This window comes from Flavobacterium sp. LM4 (genome assembly GCF_002017935.1).
GTDB lineage: Bacteria > Bacteroidota > Bacteroidia > Flavobacteriales > Flavobacteriaceae > Flavobacterium > Flavobacterium chungangense.
In genome coordinates this window covers 100,380-120,184 of record NZ_MUFW01000005.1, presented here as the reverse complement: position 1 = coordinate 120,184, position 19,805 = coordinate 100,380, and the positions used below count along the sequence as shown (strand labels likewise).

Here is a 19,805-nt window from a genome sequence, read left to right as displayed (position 1 = left end):
TTCTTTAGATTAGAATCCCTCTTTAATCCTGCCAATTAATGAGGGATTCTAATCTAAAAATAAGTTTTGAAATATATTACTTTTTTAGGATGAGACACTAAAAAGAATTATTTTTACTACTTAATTTAGGTCATGATGTTTAAAAGAATTTGTTATTAAACGATGAGCTTAAACTATTAATTAACTGATGTTTTAATGAAAATCATATTTCATCAATCAAACGAATTTTTTATAAAATGTATAAAGCCATTAAATTATATTTCAGATTAAAAAAAATAGCTCGTAAATTAAAAAAGGAAGGAAAGAAAATTGATTTTTTGAATCAGTTAAAATATGATTCATACGTTTTAATTGTTGATGTTAAAATACCGGAGTTTAATAAAGATTCTGGTTCACGAAGGTTAACAGAAATTATTAAATTACTTTTAAACAATAATATTGGAGTTTTTTTATTGGCTGATTTTAAAGAATATCGTTATAAGTCTGATTATATTGATATTTTTAAAGAAATGGGCGTTGTAGTTTATGAACCGGCTGTTGATCATAACGGAAAATTAATTACGAAAAATGATTTTTTAAAACTAATACTTCCAAAAGTAAGTTTTGCCTGGCTGCATCGACCTGAAATTTTTGAAAAATATTACCCTTTAGTTAAAAGTTACAAACCGGAAACGAAGGTGTTTTTTGATATGGTCGATTTTCATTATTTAAGATTTAAAAGAGAATCTGAATTAATGAACGAGCCTAAAATTATGGAGGTTGCGAATAAGTATTTAAATTTAGAATTGGACAACTGCACTAAAGCGGATAAGATTATTGTAATTTCTGATTTAGAAGGGAAGACCTTAAAAGAATATTATAATGAGGAATCTAAAATAATTACGATTGGAAATATTCATCAGTATATAAAAAATGAAAAATCACCTTCATTTGAAGACCGAAAAGACTTATTGTTTATTGGGGGCTTTGATCACAAACCAAATGTAGATGCAGTAGAATATCTTCATGAGGAAATTATGCCTTTATTGTGGAAATCCAAACCCGAAATTACCATTTCAATAATTGGAAGTAATCCACAGGATTCGATTTTAAAATTACATTCTGATAAATTTAAAATAATTGGTTATGTAAAAGATGTATCTCCTTATTTTTTGAATTCCAGAATTTTTGTAGCTCCGTTGCGTTATGGTGCCGGAATAAAAGGTAAAATAGGACAAAGCATAGAATTTGGTCTTCCGCTGGTTACTACAAATATTGGTGCAGAAGGTTTTGATTTTGGAGAAAACATCCAATATATTGTTGCAAATACAAACAAAGAAATTGTAGATAATATTCTTTTATTATATCAAAATAAGGAAATTTGGAACACTATAAGTTCCGGTTCTGAAAAAGTGATTGAACCTTTTTCATCTCAAACAATTGAACAACGGATATTAAGTTTAGTAAAATAATTATTTAAGCTTAAAAACAGTATCTACCCAGTTTTCAATAGTGTATTTATAGTAAATAGTATCACTTAAGGGTTCGTACAGACTAGTAAGAAAATCTGGATTTACATTTATTTCAGCATTTTCATCAAGTACTAAGATATTGTTGGGGTTATAAAAATCATACTCTTTTATTGATGTATTCGTCGTAATGATTTTTCGCTGCATAGCCAATGCTTCAAAAATCCTGAAACTTAATCCGTTATGGTCTTTGCGTATTAAATCAAGAAATATTTTTGAGTTTTCAAAGTCCTCAAGTAAATCTTCAGGAAGAAGTGTTCTTCTTGAATAGATAATATCTGTATTGCTGTTTTTAGGAAGTTTTTTACCAACAGCAATAAATTTAAAGGGGATGCCGTGATTAGAAAGATAATCAGCCAGTTTATTTAAAAATTCAAAACGCTCATCGATTGAAATTACAATAAAAATGTTATCATTTGTACGGATGATATCCTTTTTCTTCATGTAGATGTAATTAGAGATAAAAGTGAAATTATACTTTTGAACATCAACTAAATCAAATGAAAATATTTCATCAAATAGGCCGTCAAGTAAATGGCCGATAGGAAACCTTCTACAGCTGTCATAAATGTAGGTAAGATATTTATCTGTTTGCTTTTTTATCTCTAAATGAGTTTTTCTGCTTATTTTATCCGGTCTTATGAACAAAATGGCATCCTGATATCCTAATTTTTTGATTTGTTTTAGAATATAGTCTTCTTGTGCTTCGTGTTTTTTGTTTCTTTTGAAAAATAATTTAGTTAAAGTATTTCCAACTCTGTCAAAAACCGATTTGTATTTGTACTTAAACTTTGATACATCGATATGATTTGTTTCTATATTTCTTTTTTTTAATTCAATTGCGATATTATGGTCGAAATAAGTAGAATCAAAACTAATCAAACATATTTTCATGGTAGTACGGCTTTAATTATGCTTTTTCAAAAAGCATTTTTGTGTTTTCAATCATACGTGCTTTTTCATTCATAACAGATAATCTGAAATCTGAAAACTCAGTAAAAACTTCTGCATAATTAGTCATTAGATGATTAATAAGTTTTACAACGTTTTCAGGCTGCATTTCATTTTCATGTAATTTGTATTTTTCCGGTATTCCTAAATCTTCTTTAAAAGCAGAAGTTCCATCGCGGCCTGTTAATAAACAAACTCCTGAAACAAGTGCTTCTCTCGGAATTTTGTCACGACCTGGAAAATAACCAAAATCAATATGAAGTTTTGCTTTTCTCAAAGTATCTCTCATTTCTTCTCTGGACATTCCAGATAGGGGCTGCCATTTATATTGAGGCAAAAGCATCATGTATTTTTCAATCTTTTCGAGTCCTTTTTTTGGATTATAAGTAATAATATTTTCTTTTTGAAAAGATTCTGGCAAGTTATCAAAGAAAAGCTCATTGACATAATCGCATAAGTAAGCGATTTTGTTATCCAGTTTTTTAGTCAGTAAAAACTCTTTAGTTCTCTGAGACTGATACCAGTGTGTTACATTTTGGTTAGGTTCAAAACGATATTCTGTATGTTTATAAGGAACAATCAATTTTCTGATCCAGTTTTTTTTCTTCTCCCTGCTGTTCATCAACATTTCATAGAAATCAAGGCTCAGCCACCATATTTTTTTTTGCGATAATGGGTATTTAGCAATAAGGTTTGTCATCGACTCAGGAATAATAATAACGTTATTAATGCTGTCTTTTACTTTCATTACATAAGGAACATTGTAATCTTTATAAAAAGGATGTACAGGATCTTTTTTATACTTTGAGTACAGCATTTTAGCATTATAGTCTAATGAATTTAAAATATAACCTAACTGGTGTAATGCTTCCGGTCCTCCTGTCGCTTTTTTGGGAGGGCAAATAATATATATGTTTTGTGTCATAAACTATCTAAGGGCGCTATAAACCACATTATTGATCCATCCATCCATAGTATATTTGTTAAAAATGGCATCGGGTATTTTTTCATATTCTTTTTCAAAAAATGAAACAGGAACATCAGGATTTTTTTCGTCAATTACTAAAATATTATTCGGATTATAAAAATCATAATTTTTAATATCTGAATTTGTAGTTATGAGCTTTTTGTTGAGACCTAAACTTTCAAAGACTCTAAAAGTTAATCCGTTTTGATTTTTCCGGTTAATATCCAGTAGAACCTGAGAGCGGTTTATATGTTTGTTTATTTCTGTTAAAGGTATCGGATTAGTAATGAATTCCATTGTTGAAATTCGTTTTTTTACTTTCTTGTTGTAAACAAATATTTTATGACTGATTTTTTTTGATTCAAGATCAGTAGCAATTTTAGAAAGAACCGAAAGTCTGTTGTCTTTTGAGATAATATTAAAAACCTTCTGTTCAATAGGACTTTCATTGTTTTCTGGTGCTGAGTTATAAATCCAGTTTGTAGCAAATTTTAGATGATATTTTTCACAATCTTCTTTTTCGAAAGAAAAGACTTCGTCAAAATAAGGAATAACACGTACTATTTTAGGGCATCGAATGGTATTGTCGTTAAAATAAGCAAATGTTTTCTTTGCATATTTTTTTAATTCCATAATGCTTTTAGGGTCAATAAAATCTCCCTTAATCACTAATATCACATCTTGTAGAGAATCATTTTCCCTTAATGTCTCAATGATTTTTTTACCAAAATGTATTCGTTTAAGATTCTTTTTTAAAAATGTTTTTAAGAATAAATTATATCCTCTGTGAAAAAAATTAGGGTATTTGTAGGTAAAGTCGTTAAAATTAATATGTTGCACATCATGCCCTTTCTCTTCCAGTGCTGTTACTAGGTGTTTGTTGAAACCCCAATTATCAAGGCTTATTATGGTAATACGCATAAAATGTTTTTTTTGAATCCATACTTGAATAATAAACTGAAACACTTAAAATGACAATTTATTATAAAGATACTTTTGTTTTGTAAGTTTTTATATGAAAAGAAGCTGTGTTAAGTAATTTTATGATTAACCAGCGCTTTATTTCATAGATGAGTAAAAATTACAATAGTTGCGTATCACGAGTATTAAATTATAGGTATTTATCTACTTAATTGAAGTATAAAAAAAAAGCCATCTCTGAAATTTGATGGCTTTGTATTGAAAATCAGAAATGTATATGTAAGAGAAGACTTTTATTTTATTTTATAAAGTCCGATTGCTTTTTTTATTTTTTTACTAAATAAAACCATTTTAACATACATCATATTTTTTAAACTCAAAAAATACCAGTCTTTATAGGGTATGATTTTTTCGGTTATTAAATCATCTAACTCTTCAGATACAATAAACTCATTTTTTATATCCTGCCATTTTACATTATCATAACCATCAAATTCATTTACTTTATTTTTTTCATGAATGATAGACATCCACAGTCTTTTATCTGTTACCTGAATAATTCTGCTTTCTTTCTTCCATTGTGTATGATCGTTAAACCAAACCGTTTTTGGTTTTTCATTTTTTTCAATTAAACTGATAAAAGGATTGAAAATATGTTCTTTTTTTCCTAAAATGTAAGTTGGCTTTATTTGAAGTGAATAGCCTTTAATAACATCGATAGCAAGAAAACCCTGAGAAGCAAATTTTTTCTGAACTTCATCAATAAAGATACTGCTAATGACATCGTCATTATCTATTCTGGAAGTGATCAGGTAAGGTTTGTTATGGGTAACAGCTTTTTGAATTTCGGGATAAAATTCATTCATACCGTTAATAAAAAACAGTTTGATATTCTCTGTATCCGAAGTTAAATCAATTATTTTGGTTTTATATTTTTCTGCTGTTGTATTATCTAGATAGATCAGCCATGTAAAGTTTTTATTCGTCTGCGATTTTACAGATGGCAGGCAAAAATTTTCAAAAAGCCACATTCTGTCTTCCATCCAGTCGTCAGTAAGGAGCTCTTCGTTGTTTTTGGTTACATCCCAATTAGGATTTTTAAGATTAAATCGGGTAATGAGATAATGTTCGAACATCTGTGAATTTTTATTAAATACTAAATAACTTTTGTGTAAAAATAAATTAATTATTTGAAGAGTAAAATTCAAATCGCTACTTTTGTAAAAAACATAAAACTTGATTAAATGTATGAAGTTTATCATCATAATTTTCTAAGCAAAAAAGCAGAAATAAAAGATGCTGTAGAGAATTATGAAACAAAAGGGACGCTGTTTGTTGATGGAAAGAGAAATAAAATAAAAACGTTTGATTTAGGTGATGTAATACTAAACGTGAAATCTTTTAAAATTCCGAATCTTGTAAACAAAATAGTATATGCTTTTTTCAGACCTTCAAAAGCACGTCGTTCATATGAATTTGCAAATATACTTATCGAAAAAGAAATAGGTACTCCGGTGCCCATTGCGTATTTTGAAAATTTTAAGGGTGTTCTTTTAGATAGTTATTATGTTTGTGAACAAATTTATCCTGATCTGACTTTCAGGGAATTGACTAACGATTTTGATTACCCTGAACATGAAAAAATTTTGAGACAGTTTACAAAATTTACATTTAATCTGCATCAAAACGGTATTGAGTTTTTGGACCATACTCCGGGAAATACTTTGATTAAAAAAAATCCTTCGGGTTCTTATTCCTTTTATTTAGTGGATCTGAATAGAATGAAATTTCATAAAGAAATGAATTTGAATGAGCGAATTTTGAATTTTTCCAAATTAACTCCAAACAGGAAAATTGTTGAAGTAATGAGTGATGAGTATGCAAAACTTTATGGTGCTTCCTATAATGATGTTTTAAAAATAATGATTGCTGGTACAGAATCTTTCAGAGATAAATTTCATCGAAAGAAACGTATAAAAAAAGCACTAAAGTTTTGGAAAAAATAATTTTCAAAATTCCCCATAAAGCAAACGAAAGAATTATTCTAAGAATCGGAATTTCTATAATACCTTTGCTGAAAAATAGTAATTAAAAAAGAAAAAGCTTGAATTAAGGTTTTTATTAATGGCTCTCCAAAGTATTTAAAAAATATAAAATGAAAATATCTGTAATAGTTAGTACATATAATGCAGAAGAATGGTTAGAAAAAGTTCTGATTGGTTACAGCGTTCAGACTACAAAAGATTTTGAATTAATTATTGCTGATGATGGCTCACGTCCCTCAACCACTGAATTAATTAATAAATATAAAAGCAATTACCCGGTTCCCATAATGCATCTTTGGCATGAAGATGAAGGTTACAGACGACAAGAAATCCTTAATGTAGCCATTGTTAAGGCAAATTATGATTTTATTTTAATGACCGATGGAGATTGTATCCCAAGAAAAGATTTTGTTGAAGTTCATGCAGCGTTAGCAGAAAAAGGAACATTTCTTTCAGGCGGATATTGCAAACTATCAATGAAAGTAAGTAAGTTAATTACTAAAGAGGATATTGAAAACGGCAATTGTTTTGATGTAAAATGGCTAAAAAAACAAGATAAATTAGGGTTTTCTCAAACATTGAAGTTGTCTGCCGGAAAATTATTAGCATCAATTCTAGACTCAATTACGCCAACAACTCCATCATTTAACAACTGTAATTCATCTGGTTTTAAGGAGGATATGATTGCAATTAATGGTTATGATGAAAGAATGAAATATGGAGGTCCAGACAGAGAATTTGGAGAACGTCTTGAGAATTTTGGTGTAAAAGGAAAACAAATCCGACATAAAGCGATAGTTTTGCACCTGGATCATGCACGTGGTTATAAAACTCCTGAATCTTTAGCCGCAAATTTGGCCATTAGAAAAGAAGTAAGAGATAAAAAAATAGTTTGGACACCTTACGGAATTGTAAAATAATTTATTGTAAATGAAAATATTAGTTACCGGAGCAGCAGGTTTTATAGCTTCACATCTTTGTGAAAAATTAGTTTCAATGGGTCATTTGGTCTTTGGGATTGATAATTTTAATGATTATTATGATGTAAAATTAAAAGAAATCAATGCTTCTGATTTGGTGAACAAAGGCGTTACTATTTTTCGGGAAGATTTAAATTCTGATTTAAAATCGGTTTTCGAAAATCAATATGATTATATTTTTCATTTAGCAGCACAGCCCGGAATTTCTGCTGAAACACCGTTGCAGGAATATGTAGATAATAATATTTATGCAACGCAAAATTTATTAGATTCTGTTGTAAAGTATAATCCGGATTTAAAATTATTTGTAAATATTGCGACATCATCTGTTTATGGAAAAGAAGCCACAGTAAATGAAACAGCTATCCCAAAACCGGCTTCTTATTATGGGGTTACGAAACTTGCAGCAGAACAATTAGTATTGAGTTTAAAAATTGAAGGCAAGATAAAGGCTTGTTCAGTAAGGCTTTATTCTGTTTATGGTCCACGTGAACGTCCTGAGAAATTATATACTAAACTGATTGAGAATTTATATTACGATAAACCTTTTCCACTTTTTGAAGGCAGCATTTACCATGAACGAAGCTTTACCTATGTAGGCGATATCGTTGAAGGACTGGCAGCTATCATTGGGAAAGAAGAGTTGGTAAACGGTGAAATTATAAACCTTGGAACAGACGAAGTAAATACTACACAAGAAGGAATTACAGCTGTTGAGGAAATCATGAATAAAAAATTAATTATTGATCATCAGCCACCAAGAAAAGGTGATCAGCTCAAAACGGCTGCAATAATTGACAAAGCAAGGACTTTATTGAATTACAATCCAAAAGTGAGTCTGAAACAAGGTTTACAGGAGCAGGTAAATTGGTATTTTGAGAAATTTATAAACTAATTCGTTTCACAAATTCCTGTAAAGATCCTTTGTATAAATTACTATCAAATTTATTATAAAGTTCTAATGATTTGCTCTTAAACTCTTTTGGGTGCTTGTTTTCGTATATATCCGGAAAAAAGTCTTTCAGGTGTACTGCGATATGATTTTCTTTATCGCTCAACATGTTCCATGACGATTTGTTTATCCATGGACTAAAAATAGTAAAGGTTTTGATATCGAGTGCTTTTGCCATGTTTACGGCACCACCCTCATTTCCAATTAAGGCATCGCATTGTGATAAAACGGCAAGAAATGCGCGTAAACTTTTAGTGTAAAAATCAAACACAATTCTTTGTTGTGTTTGTGTTTTACATAAATCATAAATAATTTTTGCTTCTTCTTCCTGATCAGGCATAAAATTAAAAAGCAGCTGAACGTCTTGCTCTGCAATAATGTCAAGAGTTTTGGCCATTTTTTCAGGAGTTAGGCTTTTGCTTTTGCCACTTCCTAAAACACTTATCATAATGATTTTTAATGCAGGGTTCAATCGTTCCTTAATTGCGGTTTTTGACTGATTTATTTCGGTATCGGTCAAATAAATTTTAGGAAATATTATTTCAGTTTTAACTTTTAATAAAGCTTCGACTAATTGCAATCGATGGTAAACAGCTGAACCTTCGACATTTTTTTTCTGAATTACAGTAATAGTAAACAACAGCGAAGTATACCATTTTTTAAACCCAATTCTAATTTTTGCGCCAGAGAAATATGCCGGTAAGATACTTTCCCATTTTCCGTAAGCATCAATTACTGCATCATATTTTTCTGGAGCTAAACTGGATCCAAAAGAAATTAGCTTAAATAAACCTTTGTGTTTTTGAGGTTCAAAAAAAACGATTTTATCAATAAATGGATTGTTTTCTACAACCGCTAAAGTATTGGGTTGAATCATGTAATGAATTTTCCAGTCTGGCTGGTGTTTTTTGATAGTTTCACAAATGACAGTACTTGTTAACACGTCACCAATCATTTTATTTTGAATTACAAGCACCTTCATATATTGAATTCTTTTTAGTTAAGTACAAATTGCTGCAAAAATAGAAATAGTTTTTAAAATAAAAATTCCAAACTCCAATCAGCAGTTTGGAATTTGGAATTTAAAATATTTGAGTCTTAAATTATACGGCTACGTCATATTCGCGTAACGCATTATTTAATGAAGTTTTCAAATCTGTAGATGGTTTACGGGTACCAATAATTAAAGCACATGGAACCTGAAAATCACCTGCAGCGAATTTTTTAGTATAACTTCCAGGAATTACAACAGAACGTGCTGGTACAAAACCTTTCATTTCTACAGGAGTTTCTCCCGTAACATCAATAATTTTAGTAGAAGCAGTCAAACATACATTTGCACCCAAAACAGCTTCTTTTCCTACGTGAACACCTTCTACAACAATACAGCGTGAGCCTACAAAAACACCATCTTCAATGATAACGGGAGCTGCTTGTAATGGCTCTAAAACGCCTCCAATACCAACACCGCCGCTTAAGTGTACATCTTTACCAATTTGTGCACAGCTGCCAACAGTAGCCCATGTGTCAACCATAGTTCCGGCATCAACATAAGCACCAATGTTTACATAACTAGGCATCATAATTACACCGCTTGAAATAAATGAACCGTAACGTGCAGAAGCTCCGGGAACTACACGAACACCTTTTTCAGCGTAATCTCTTTTTAACAACATTTTGTCGTTGTATTCGAAGATTCCAGCTTCTAAGGTTTCCATTTTTTGGATAGGGAAATACATTACAACAGCTTTTTTTACCCATTCGTTAACCTGCCATCCGTCACCTTTTGGTTCAGCAACACGAAGTTTTCCTGAATCTAATAATTCGATAACTTCTCTGATCGCATTAGTAGTTGTTTCTTCTTGTAATAAAGCTCTGTTTTCCCAAGCTTGTTCAATTATAGTTTGTAAAGAACTCATAAATTTAAATTTTTGGCAAAGATAGGGTATTTGTATAAAATCAAAAAGGTAAATCAATTTGAAAGTGTTATAAATATAACTTTTTGTTTTTAATTTGATAAATTCTGTTTTGTCTGAATGAGATCTGAAAATGATAATTATTTAATGTTTATTATATGATAAAAATCAGATTTGGTGATTTTTGTTCTTATTAGTTTTGCAGCACAATTCCTGATAAAAGAAAAGGAATTGAAATAATTTAAACAATCATTATAGTAAGTCAATATGAATCAGGAAAATCAGCTTCAAAACCGAATTGCAGTTATTGATAAAGAAGTCACGTGGGACAAAACACAAGTAATTATGAGTAAAACAAATGCTTTTGGTATTATAGAATATGCCAATGAAGTTTTTGTAGATGTTTCTGGTTATGAAGATTATGAACTAATGGGACAACCGCATAATATTATACGTCATCCCGATATGCCAAAAGTAATTTTCAAAGTGCTTTGGGAAAATCTGAAGCAAGGAAAAAACTTTCATGCAATTGTGAAAAACTTAGCTAAATCAGGAAGATATTACTGGGTAATTACAGATTTTGAAATTGCAAGAGATGAAAATGGAGTGATTGTGAATTATTTTGGAAGAAGACAATCCGTTCCTCAGGAGGTTATTTCTTTGCATATTGAGCCGCTTTATAAAAAGTTACTTCAAATTGAAGCAGCGAGCGGCGTTGAATTTAGTGAAAAATACCTGATTGGCTTTCTCGAAGAAAAAAAGAGAAGTTATGTTGAATATATTAAGGAGTTGATTTATGAACATGAAAAAGCGCAGTCAAAATTTGCCAATTACGAAATGAAATCAGAAGATGAAGAAGAGAAAGGTTTTTTTTCCAGATTATTCGGTAGATAATGCTACTTTATAATAAATTTTTAGTTGTTTTAAATTTGGTTAAAATCCGTTTTGAATTTTTCAGAACGGATTTTTTGCAGTTTAGGCGGTTTTATAAAAAGAGGGCTAAAATAAAAGTTATACCTTTAGGATATTGATTTAAAATTCATATTTATGAAAGATAATTTTTCAAAACAGGCAGTGGATTATTCTAAATTTCGTCCTCAATATCCTGAGGAAATGATTCAATATATAATTTCGTTTGTTGATAATAAATCGACTGCTTTGGATCTGGCTACAGGAAACGGGCAGGTTGCCCATAAACTTTCGGCTTATTTTGATAAAGTATTTGCAACAGATATAAGCCAGAAGCAACTAGACAATGCTACTCTGGCTGATAATATAATGTATAGTAAAGGATCTGCTGAGAAAACTTCTTTCGGAAATCAGCAATTTGATTTGATTGTTGTGGCACAAGCTGTACACTGGTTTGATTTTGATCCATTTTATAAAGAAATTTACAGAATATTAAAACCGGAAGGCGTTTTTGCTGTCATGGGTTACGGATTATTTTCTACCAATCCGGATTCAGATAAAATCCTGAGACATTTTTATTATGATATTGTGGGATCTTATTGGGATGCTGAAAGAAGGTATCTGGATGAAAATTATGAAACGATTCCATTTCCGTTTGAAGAAATTCCGGCACAGAAATTTCAAAATGAATTTACATGGAGTTTAGAAATGCTTATCGGATATCTTCAAACATGGTCTTCTGTACAGCATTATATTTCAAAAAAGAATCAAAATCCAATAGATCTGATTTATGATGAATTGAAACTTTCCTGGAGAAATAATGATAAGAAAGTGAAATTTCCTTTATTGCTAAGAATTGGGAGGCTGAATAAAGAGAAATAAAGTTTGAAAAGTTTTATATTTGTAATTTAAAATAATGTTGAGGAGATAAAATTGCTAAGTATTACTGCTTATAACACGTTTCAAGCTTAATAATATTTTATCTGAAAAACAATTTCTAAATAAATGAGTTTAGGGGAAATTTATTTTTATACTTTAACAGGCTTTGTTTCTGTATTTAGTCTTTTTATTTATTTAGCATTTGAAGATATTAAGTTGTTTTCGATTTTTAAAAAGCTATTTTTAATTGGTCTTATAATTTTAATTATTGGTTTTTTTATAACATTATTTAATTTAAGCTATCTGTCAAAGTCTAAAACAATCTTTACATATGCTTTGCCATTATTTGTATTATTGACAAACAGAATATTATTTTGGATTAACAATGAAATTTTTGGAGAACCATTTATTTATTCTAAAAATGGATTTTTAAATGGATTTTTAAATGGTTTTTGGTATCATAATAGGGTAGAAGAAGAAAAGTTGACCTTAATTAAAAAGTTTTATTATACATATTTTACATTTCTGCATTTGTCTCAGATATTTCTTTATTCAACGTTGTTTTATAAAATTAATTAAAAATGCCCAGAATCCTTTCCATAGACTACGGACAAAAACGAACCGGAATCGCTGTTACTGATGAAATGCAGATTATAGCTTCGGGTTTAACCACGATTCCAACGAATACTTTAATAGATTTCCTAAAAGATTATTTTGCAAAAGAGAAGGTAGAAGCGGTTATAATTGGTGAGCCGAAACAAATGAATGGCCAGCCATCTGAAAGTGCATCCATCATAAAAGGTTTCGTAACTCATTTTTCTAATATTTTTCCGGAGATGAAAGTCGTTCGGGTAGATGAGCGTTTTACTTCAAAAATGGCTTTTCAGACAATGATCGATAGTGGACTAAGTAAAAAGCAGCGTCAGAACAAAGGACTGATTGATGAAATTTCCGCAACGATTATGCTTCAGGACTATCTTTCTTCTAATCGTTTTTAACTTTTGAGGCAATAAATTTCACTTTATTTAGAAAAAAATATGATTTTCTAACTTTTATCATGTCGAAAAACCTTTTTTTTTGAGATTATAAAAGGTAACTTTGCATTTTTAAATAAAATAGTGTTATGCCTGACAATACAATACGTTCCAATAGTGAAGTAGTGCTTATTGGAGCTGGAATTATGAGTGCTACTCTTGGGGTAATTTTAAAAGAATTACAACCTGATATAAAGATTGAAATTTACGAAAGATTAGACATCGCAGCAGCTGAAAGCTCTGATGCATGGAATAATGCCGGAACAGGGCATTCTGCTTTTTGTGAATTAAATTATACACCTGAAAAAGCTGATGGTTCTGTAGATCCTAAAAAAGCCATTAGCATTGCTGAAGCTTTTGAGGTTTCACGACAGTTTTGGTCTTATTTAGTAGAGCAAAATAAGGTACCATCACCTGAAAATTTTATCAAAAGTGTACCTCATATGAGTTTCGTTTGGGGTGATAAAAATGTTCAGTACTTAAAAACTCGTTATGAAGCTTTGCAGGCTAATCCATTATTTGCCGAAATGTTGTTTAGTACCGATTTTGAACAGCTAAAACAATGGATGCCTCTTGTAATGGAAGGAAGACAACCTGACGAAAAACTGGCAGCCACTACAATGGCCATTGGTACCGATGTAAATTTTGGTGCGTTGACCAGAAGTATGTTTAATTATTTAGAAACATTAGACGGTGTGTCTTTGTACTTTAATCATGAGGTTCAAAAATTAAAACAACGTGATGATAAATCATGGAGAATTAAAATAACTGATTTAGGGTCTGGTCAAAAAAGAAAAGCATATACTAAATTTGTATTTATTGGTGCGGGTGGTGGCTCGTTGCCATTACTTGAAAAAGCAAATGTACCTGAAGGAGATGGTTATGGAGGTTTCCCGGTAAGTGGGCAATGGTTAAAATGTACAAATCCGGAAGTTATAGCCAAACATCAGGCAAAAGTATACGGAAAAGCAAGTGTTGGCGCTCCGCCAATGTCGGTTCCTCACATTGATACCCGTGTAATTGATGGTGAAAAAGCATTACTTTTTGGACCTTTCGCAGGATTTTCAACCCGTTTCTTAAAAAATGGATCTTATTTAGATTTACCATTATCTATAAAAGCAAACAACTTAATTCCGATGCTATCAGCGGGATTTAATAATATTCCGCTAACAAAATATTTAATTGAGCAGGTTCGTCAGTCTCCAAAAGACAGAATTAAGGCTTTACGTGAATATTTACCGTCTGCAAGATCTAAAGACTGGGTTCTTGAAAAAGCAGGTCAGCGTGTTCAGGTGATCAAAAAAGGTGAAAACGGAGGTGGGGTTTTAGAGTTTGGAACAGAAGTTATTAATACGCATGACGGAACATTGGCCGTTTTATTAGGAGCGTCTCCAGGAGCTTCTACGGCGGTTTCAATTATGGTTGATTTAATTGGAAGATGTTTTTCAGATCAAATTAAAACTCCGGAATGGGAAGCAAAATTAAAAAACATGATTCCTTCCTACGGGCAAACTTTAAACGATAAGCCAGAGCTTTTAACAGAAATCAGAAAACAAACTTCAGAAGTTTTAAAGTTAAAATAATCAGGTAAATTTTCTGTTTACTAAATATATTAACAAATCCAGATGAATTAATCTGGATTTGTTGCTTTAATCTCTTTTGTGATTTTTAATATTTTTTCGGATAAATTGCTCATCCAGATTAATTGCTCAATAACCAATTGAGCCTCCTGCATTTTTGCCTGCCTTGTTTCTTTGTCCAGTTCTTCATCTGTTGCTAAACGAGTGAAGTTTTTACGTTTCATTTCTTCAAATTGTAGTGTAACATCTTCTTTGTCAAAAAAAGTATCTGTTATAATAGTTTCGTTCCTTAAAATTGAAACGGCATTATCTAAATTTGAAAGAATAGTTTTTATGATATAGTTGAATGATTCTGATGCTGAAGTGGTTTGATGTAATTGAATATAGGTGGATAAAGAAGTTAACGAAGATAATAATGAATGGTTTAAAACGACCAGTTTGTTAACTTTAGGCAGTAATTTTTGTTTTGATTTTGGCTCTTGCATCATTCTCTGAAAAGAAGTCATTAAGTTTCCGATTTCAATAAAAGTGTGTTTTCTCGCTAGTCTGTATGAAGTGGGTACTTCGCCTTTTTTATTATAAAAATCTGCAATTTCCTTAAGATATACACGGTTGGCCCTAATCGAATTTTCAACATGTATCGGAGTATTAATAAATTCCCATGCCGGCCATAAAAATTGATTCGCTAAAAATGCCAAAATTGCTCCGGCCAGGGAATCCAGAATTCGAAACTGAATTACTTCAACTATATTTGGAACGAGAATACCATAAATGAAAACGACATACATCGTAACAAAAGTAGCACTGATCTTATAATTTTTTTGCGCGTACGATAACCCAAGAAGCATACAAACAATAGACAAAAGACTCAAAGCGAAATGATTCTGTATAAGTGAAACGATTCCAAACGCAAGTAATCCCCCTAAGATAGTTCCAAAAATACGATTATAAGAACGCTCTTTTGTAAGGCCATAACCCGGTCTCATAATTACAACGATTGTAAGCAAAATCCAATATACATTTTGAAACGGAAGAAATTTTCCAATAATAAAACCAATCAAAATGGTAATAGTCAGTCGCAGAGAATGTCTGAAAATGGATGAAGAAAAACTTAAATTTTCTGTCAGGGTGCGCAGGGGATAATATTGAGGTGTCAGGAATTTTTCTAATTCTTTATCCTTTTCTTTTAATTTATAAGACTGCATGGCAAGCGAAAATGCACGCTGTATGATTTTAATTTTTCCTACCTGATTTTTTGCATATTTCAGCATGTTGGTGAGCATTAGAACACCTTCTGCAGCATCTTCTTTTCCTAAGGTTTTTTCGTAATCAAAAATGGCAAATTCAAGAGCGTCAAGTTCATTTTTCAAATCATTTTTATCAATATATTTCGTGATGTGATGTACGTTTTTGGAAAGTTTTTTTAAAGTAGAAGCCAGCTTATAGGCCACATTTTGATAAGTTCGTAGAACATTTGGATGCTTGTCAAATTTTTCATGGAGTTTACTATGGTCAAAAGAAGTGTATAAGGCTAATTCCTGAATTTCAACCAAAGTAATAAAAACCAACAGCATTTTTCGGTTTTGACTGCTTCCTACCGTAGCAGTTTGGTTACCAAATAATACTTCACGTAAATCTTCATGAATCTGATTCAGTTCAACCTGAATGGTTAATTGTTTTTCGATGATTACTTTTCTGTCGGCTTCAGGATTCCATAAATCGCCTCTTAGTTTTAGATATTTTGCTGTTAATCGTATTCCGTCAGCAATTTGAAGTTCAATATATTTATAAGGCTGTGCAAAATGAAATAGCAGGGATACTATTAAATACAATATTCCTCCGGTAAAAATATAAGATGAATAGTATACAGCTTCCATCCCCTGATGCAAATGACCGAATGACAATGAAATAGAGAGTAAGGCCGAAAACGAAACCAAAGTTGCCCGCTGTCCATACACCGAAATCATAGAGCATAAAAAAAGTAATATTGCCAGAAAGGGATAAAATAAGTAAGGAAATGGATAGGCCAGATTTACTAATAAATTCACTCCTGAAACAATAAATGAAGTAACAACTAATCCTTTTATTTTATGACTGAGCGTACTTGGAATGTCGCTGGGATAGGTGTAAAAAGCACCTAATGCAATGGTAAACCCAATTTCAAAATGTCCAAGAAAATTCAAAATTAAAACAGGCACTACTGATGCAATAGTTACTTTTGTGGCGTTTAAAAAGGAAGTACTGTTGGTAAATTTTGCAATACGATCTAGCATATAAATGGGTTTAAAGCAAAGGTAAGAATTGTACGAATCAATTTGGCATAATTATAGCTTTGATTTTGAAGAGCAGGTTAAAATTGATATTTAATATTTATTTTTAAAATGTTGATTGACTTTTTTTACTATTTTTGCCTGCTGAATTCATTGAATTAATTAGTGTTTTCAATAGATAAATACATAAAAAAATAGAAATGATTTTACCAATTGTAGGATATGGTGATCCAGTTTTAAGAAAAGTGGGTGAGGCAATTACGCCAGATTATCCAAGCTTAAAAGAAACTATAGCAAACATGTATGAAACCATGTATAATGCTTACGGAGTGGGACTTGCTGCGCCGCAGGTAGGTATGCCTATTCGTTTGTTTGTAATTGATACAAGTCCTTTTAGCGATGACGAAGATTTACCATCTGATGAACAGAAAGATTTAAAAGGATTTAAAAAAACTTTTATTAATGCAAAAATTGTTAAAGAAGAAGGCGAAGAATGGAGTTTTAACGAAGGGTGCTTAAGTATTCCTGACGTTCGTGAGGATGTATACAGAAAACCTACTGTAACAATCGAATATTGTGAAGAGGATTTTATAATGAAAACCGAAGTTTTCGAGGGTTTGATAGCAAGGGTTATTCAACATGAATATGACCACATTGAAGGAATTTTATTTACAGATAAAATATCATCTTTAAAAAAGCGTTTGATTCAGAAGAAACTAAAAAATATTACCGAAGGCAAAACTTTTCAGGAGTACAGAATGAAATTTGCTGCCGCAAAAAAAGGAAGATAATTATAATACACCAAATTCTTAATACTATAATTTAATAAACATGAATTTAGAGAAAATTTTAGCCATTTCTGGCAAACCGGGTTTATATGTGTTGAAAGTGCAAACTCGTACAGGTTTTGTGGCAGAATCATTAACAGACGGAAAAAAAATCACGGTAAACTTAAAAAGTAATGTAAGTTTATTGTCTGAAATCTCTATTTACACTTACGAAGGTGAAAAACCTTTAACAGAAGTAATGCAGCGTATTGCTGTTAAAGAAAACAAAGGTCAGGCGATTTCACATAAAGAAGATAATGCAAAACTAACAGCTTATTTTAAAGAAATTTTACCTGAATATGATGAAGAAAGAGTATATCCTTCCGATATTAAAAAGGTATTAAATTGGTATAACATGCTTCAGGCAGAAGGGTTAGTTACGGATGAAGCTCCGGCTGCAACTTCAACATCAGAAGAAATTGTCGCTGAAGAACCGGTAAAAAAAGCTCCTGCCAAAAAAGCAAAAGCTAAAAAAGAAGAATAGTAGTTTTTAGATTCAAATATATTGATCCTGTTAAGATATTTCTTGACAGGATTTTTTACTTTTACAGTATTCGGTTACCACAAAAAAACTTCAAAAATGAGCAAAGAACTTCAGCTTAAAGCTTTCGAAAGATTATTGATTATTATGGATGAACTGCGTGAGCAATGCCCTTGGGATAAGAAGCAAACGTTACAAACCTTAAGACATCTGACTATTGAGGAAACGTATGAGCTAGGCGATGCTATTTTGGATAATGACCTGAATGAAGTTAAAAAAGAACTTGGTGATTTACTGCTTCACATAGTTTTTTACGCTAAAATAGGATCAGAAACGAATGATTTTGATATGGCTGATGTATGTAATGAAATCTGTGAGAAACTAATTCACCGTCATCCTCATATTTATAGTGATACTGTTGTGAAAGATGAAGAAGAGGTTAAACAAAACTGGGAAAAACTAAAGCTCAAAGAAGGTAAAAAATCAGTTTTGGAAGGCGTTCCGAGAAGTTTACCTGCGTTAGTTAAAGCAAGCCGAATTCAGGATAAAGTTAAAGGTGTAGGTTTTGATTGGGAAGAACCACATCAGGTTTGGGATAAGGTACAAGAAGAGCTGGAAGAACTGCAAGTTGAAGTTAAATCCGGAGATCAGGATAAAATTGAAGCCGAATTTGGTGATGTTTTATTTTCGATGATCAATTATGCAAGATTTCTAAATGTAAATCCCGAAGATGCTTTAGAGCGTACCAATAAAAAATTCATTAAACGCTTTCAGTATTTAGAAAATAAAGCGGGAGAATTAGGAAAGCCTTTAATGGATATGACTCTGGCAGAAATGGATGTGTTTTGGAACGAAGCTAAAAAACTATAATTGTTCAGCTAGTTTTTTTAAGGCATGTATGTTTTTTAGCACGATTTTTTTACCAACCAATTCTATAAATTCCAGTTTATTAAAGTCAGATAATAATCGGATACAGCTTTCTGTAGCAGTCCCAATCATACCGGCAAGTTCATCTCTTGTCAGCTGAACTTTTAGTGTTTTATCTGCGTTTTCACCAAAAGCATCATGTAGATGGAGTAAGGTCTCTGCTAAACGTTGCTTTACGGTTTTTTGCACTAAGGCAATTTTATCGTTTTCAGAGTCTTTCAAATCTTCACAAACAGATTGCATCAGGTTCATAGAGAATTGATTGTTATTATTAAAGAAATGGATAATTTCAGATTTCGGAATAAAACAAACTTCCATGTCAGCAACCGCTTTTGCAGACAAATTTGCAGGTTCATTACTAATCATAGAACGTTGTCCTAAAAGTTCTCCTGATTTTACCAGTTTTACAATTTGGTCTTTTCCGTTGGCACTTAATTTAGAGAGTTTTCCAATGCCGTCTTTCACACAAAAAACACCATTTGTGACTTCACCTTCTTCAAAAATAGCTTCACCTTTTTTTATTTTGTGAGTCGTTTTACTATTAGCCAATTTTACAACTTCCTCTTTATTAAGCGCTTTAAGAGAAGAAAGTTGTCGTACGATGCATTGGTCACATTTGTTCATAGCAAAAATATTTACAGCAAAATTAACCAATAAT

19 protein-coding genes are annotated in these 19,805 nt (G+C 31.3%); 11 read left to right on the top strand and 8 right to left on the bottom strand.

The window, feature by feature from the left end:
• Positions 1 to 236 precede the first annotated feature (236 nt).
• The gene (locus BXU10_RS21875) at positions 237 to 1,451 is read left to right on the top strand and encodes a glycosyltransferase (protein WP_078229600.1); all 1,215 of its coding nucleotides are present in this window, start codon (positions 237 to 239) and stop codon (positions 1,449 to 1,451) included.
• Here the strand turns inward: BXU10_RS21875 and BXU10_RS21870 are convergent, their stop codons facing one another.
• The 4 genes from BXU10_RS21870 to BXU10_RS21855 form a co-directional block, all read right to left on the bottom strand.
• Positions 1,452 to 2,402 carry a hypothetical protein gene (locus BXU10_RS21870; protein ID WP_078229599.1) on the bottom strand — a complete coding sequence of 317 codons (951 nt, stop codon included), beginning with the start codon at positions 2,400 to 2,402 and terminating at the stop codon, positions 1,452 to 1,454.
• Positions 2,403 to 2,418: 16 nt separating this feature from the next.
• Positions 2,419 to 3,384, bottom strand: coding sequence for a hypothetical protein (locus tag BXU10_RS21865; protein WP_078229598.1), 966 nt, complete (start codon positions 3,382 to 3,384; stop codon positions 2,419 to 2,421).
• 3 nt (positions 3,385 to 3,387) lie between these two features.
• Positions 3,388 to 4,347 (bottom strand): hypothetical protein, encoded by a 960-nt coding sequence (locus BXU10_RS21860; RefSeq protein WP_123922080.1) that lies wholly within the window; start codon positions 4,345 to 4,347, stop codon positions 3,388 to 3,390.
• A 293-nt stretch (positions 4,348 to 4,640) separates the two neighbouring features.
• On the bottom strand, positions 4,641 to 5,483 hold the full coding sequence (locus BXU10_RS21855) for a glycosyltransferase (protein ID WP_189328116.1): 843 nt from the start codon (positions 5,481 to 5,483) through the stop codon (positions 4,641 to 4,643).
• A gap of 108 nt (positions 5,484 to 5,591) precedes the next feature.
• Here BXU10_RS21855 and BXU10_RS21850 point away from each other — a divergent pair, with 108 nt between their 5' ends.
• The 3 genes from BXU10_RS21850 (at position 5,592) to BXU10_RS21840 (ending at position 8,267) form a co-directional block, all read left to right on the top strand.
• Positions 5,592 to 6,353: a Kdo domain containing protein gene (locus BXU10_RS21850; protein WP_078229747.1), complete on the top strand. Its 762-nt coding sequence runs from the start codon at positions 5,592 to 5,594 to the stop codon at positions 6,351 to 6,353.
• Between the two features lie 149 nt (positions 6,354 to 6,502).
• A complete protein-coding gene (locus BXU10_RS21845) occupies positions 6,503 to 7,312 on the top strand; it encodes a glycosyltransferase family 2 protein (RefSeq protein ID WP_078229595.1) in 810 nt (269 codons plus the stop codon).
• A gap of 10 nt (positions 7,313 to 7,322) precedes the next feature.
• On the top strand, positions 7,323 to 8,267 hold the full coding sequence (locus BXU10_RS21840; protein WP_078229594.1) for an NAD(P)-dependent oxidoreductase: 945 nt from the start codon (positions 7,323 to 7,325) through the stop codon (positions 8,265 to 8,267).
• Here BXU10_RS21840 and BXU10_RS21835 read toward each other — a convergent pair.
• Both BXU10_RS21835 and BXU10_RS21830 read right to left on the bottom strand, forming a co-directional pair.
• A complete protein-coding gene (locus BXU10_RS21835) occupies positions 8,257 to 9,306 on the bottom strand; it encodes a glycosyltransferase family 9 protein (RefSeq protein WP_078229593.1) in 1,050 nt (349 codons plus the stop codon). The two genes, BXU10_RS21840 and BXU10_RS21835, sit on opposite strands and share 11 nt — an antisense overlap.
• Positions 9,307 to 9,427: 121 nt before the next feature.
• On the bottom strand, positions 9,428 to 10,243 hold the full coding sequence (locus tag BXU10_RS21830) for a 2,3,4,5-tetrahydropyridine-2,6-dicarboxylate N-succinyltransferase (RefSeq protein WP_078229592.1): 816 nt from the start codon (positions 10,241 to 10,243) through the stop codon (positions 9,428 to 9,430).
• Between the two features lie 264 nt (positions 10,244 to 10,507).
• Here BXU10_RS21830 and BXU10_RS21825 point away from each other — a divergent pair, with 264 nt between their 5' ends.
• The 4 genes from BXU10_RS21825 (at position 10,508) to BXU10_RS21805 (ending at position 14,645) form a co-directional block, all read left to right on the top strand.
• Positions 10,508 to 11,134, top strand: a complete 627-nt coding sequence (locus BXU10_RS21825) for a PAS domain-containing protein (RefSeq protein WP_078229591.1) — start codon at positions 10,508 to 10,510, stop codon at positions 11,132 to 11,134.
• Between the two features lie 153 nt (positions 11,135 to 11,287).
• Complete coding sequence (locus BXU10_RS21820; RefSeq protein ID WP_078229590.1) at positions 11,288 to 12,031, top strand: class I SAM-dependent methyltransferase; 744 nt, start codon at positions 11,288 to 11,290, stop codon at positions 12,029 to 12,031.
• A gap of 578 nt (positions 12,032 to 12,609) precedes the next feature.
• Complete coding sequence (gene ruvX, locus BXU10_RS21810) at positions 12,610 to 13,026, top strand: Holliday junction resolvase RuvX (RefSeq protein WP_031454824.1); 417 nt, start codon at positions 12,610 to 12,612, stop codon at positions 13,024 to 13,026.
• Between the two features lie 125 nt (positions 13,027 to 13,151).
• A complete protein-coding gene (locus tag BXU10_RS21805) occupies positions 13,152 to 14,645 on the top strand; it encodes a malate:quinone oxidoreductase (RefSeq protein ID WP_078229588.1) in 1,494 nt (497 codons plus the stop codon).
• A 47-nt stretch (positions 14,646 to 14,692) separates the two neighbouring features.
• Here the strand turns inward: BXU10_RS21805 and BXU10_RS21800 are convergent, their stop codons facing one another.
• Entirely contained in the window at positions 14,693 to 16,915 is a 2,223-nt protein-coding gene (locus tag BXU10_RS21800; RefSeq protein WP_078229587.1) for an FUSC family membrane protein, read from the bottom strand.
• Positions 16,916 to 17,112: 197 nt separating this feature from the next.
• Between BXU10_RS21800 and def the strand changes: the two genes are divergently transcribed.
• From def to mazG, 3 genes are all read left to right on the top strand, one after another.
• Positions 17,113 to 17,703 (top strand): peptide deformylase, encoded by a 591-nt coding sequence (gene def, locus BXU10_RS21795; RefSeq protein WP_031454821.1) that lies wholly within the window; start codon positions 17,113 to 17,115, stop codon positions 17,701 to 17,703.
• A gap of 40 nt (positions 17,704 to 17,743) precedes the next feature.
• Positions 17,744 to 18,223, top strand: coding sequence for a DUF5606 domain-containing protein (locus BXU10_RS21790; RefSeq protein ID WP_078229586.1), 480 nt, complete (start codon positions 17,744 to 17,746; stop codon positions 18,221 to 18,223).
• A 96-nt stretch (positions 18,224 to 18,319) separates the two neighbouring features.
• Entirely contained in the window at positions 18,320 to 19,090 is a 771-nt protein-coding gene (gene mazG, locus BXU10_RS21785) for a nucleoside triphosphate pyrophosphohydrolase (protein ID WP_078229746.1), read from the top strand.
• On the opposite strand, the gene BXU10_RS21780 is transcribed toward mazG, so the two are convergent.
• Entirely contained in the window at positions 19,085 to 19,771 is a 687-nt protein-coding gene (locus tag BXU10_RS21780) for a Crp/Fnr family transcriptional regulator (protein WP_078229745.1), read from the bottom strand. The genes mazG and BXU10_RS21780 overlap by 6 nt on opposite strands.
• Between the last annotated feature and the right edge of the window lie 34 nt (positions 19,772 to 19,805).

Bases quoted from the DNA above. Each gene is read 5' to 3' on its own strand.
- BXU10_RS21800 (WP_078229587.1), bottom strand. From the start codon at position 16,915: ATGCTAGATCGTATTGCAAAATTTACCAACAGTACTTCCTTTTTAAAC.
- BXU10_RS21790 (WP_078229586.1), top strand. From the start codon at position 17,744: ATGAATTTAGAGAAAATTTTAGCCATTTCTGGCAAACCGGGTTTATAT.
- BXU10_RS21780 (WP_078229745.1), bottom strand. From the start codon at position 19,771: ATGAACAAATGTGACCAATGCATCGTACGACAACTTTCTTCTCTTAAA.
- BXU10_RS21865 (WP_078229598.1), bottom strand. From the start codon at position 3,384: ATGACACAAAACATATATATTATTTGCCCTCCCAAAAAAGCGACAGGA.
- BXU10_RS21830 (WP_078229592.1), bottom strand. From the start codon at position 10,243: ATGAGTTCTTTACAAACTATAATTGAACAAGCTTGGGAAAACAGAGCT.
- def (WP_031454821.1), top strand. From the start codon at position 17,113: ATGATTTTACCAATTGTAGGATATGGTGATCCAGTTTTAAGAAAAGTG.
- BXU10_RS21875 (WP_078229600.1), top strand. From the start codon at position 237: ATGTATAAAGCCATTAAATTATATTTCAGATTAAAAAAAATAGCTCGT.
- BXU10_RS21845 (WP_078229595.1), top strand. From the start codon at position 6,503: ATGAAAATATCTGTAATAGTTAGTACATATAATGCAGAAGAATGGTTA.
- BXU10_RS21870 (WP_078229599.1), bottom strand. From the start codon at position 2,402: ATGAAAATATGTTTGATTAGTTTTGATTCTACTTATTTCGACCATAAT.
- BXU10_RS21855 (WP_189328116.1), bottom strand. From the start codon at position 5,483: ATGTTCGAACATTATCTCATTACCCGATTTAATCTTAAAAATCCTAAT.
- BXU10_RS21820 (WP_078229590.1), top strand. From the start codon at position 11,288: ATGAAAGATAATTTTTCAAAACAGGCAGTGGATTATTCTAAATTTCGT.
- BXU10_RS21805 (WP_078229588.1), top strand. From the start codon at position 13,152: ATGCCTGACAATACAATACGTTCCAATAGTGAAGTAGTGCTTATTGGA.
- mazG (WP_078229746.1), top strand. From the start codon at position 18,320: ATGAGCAAAGAACTTCAGCTTAAAGCTTTCGAAAGATTATTGATTATT.
- BXU10_RS21835 (WP_078229593.1), bottom strand. From the start codon at position 9,306: ATGAAGGTGCTTGTAATTCAAAATAAAATGATTGGTGACGTGTTAACA.
- ruvX (WP_031454824.1), top strand. From the start codon at position 12,610: ATGCCCAGAATCCTTTCCATAGACTACGGACAAAAACGAACCGGAATC.
- BXU10_RS21825 (WP_078229591.1), top strand. From the start codon at position 10,508: ATGAATCAGGAAAATCAGCTTCAAAACCGAATTGCAGTTATTGATAAA.
- BXU10_RS21860 (WP_123922080.1), bottom strand. From the start codon at position 4,347: ATGCGTATTACCATAATAAGCCTTGATAATTGGGGTTTCAACAAACAC.
- BXU10_RS21850 (WP_078229747.1), top strand. From the start codon at position 5,592: ATGTATGAAGTTTATCATCATAATTTTCTAAGCAAAAAAGCAGAAATA.
- BXU10_RS21840 (WP_078229594.1), top strand. From the start codon at position 7,323: ATGAAAATATTAGTTACCGGAGCAGCAGGTTTTATAGCTTCACATCTT.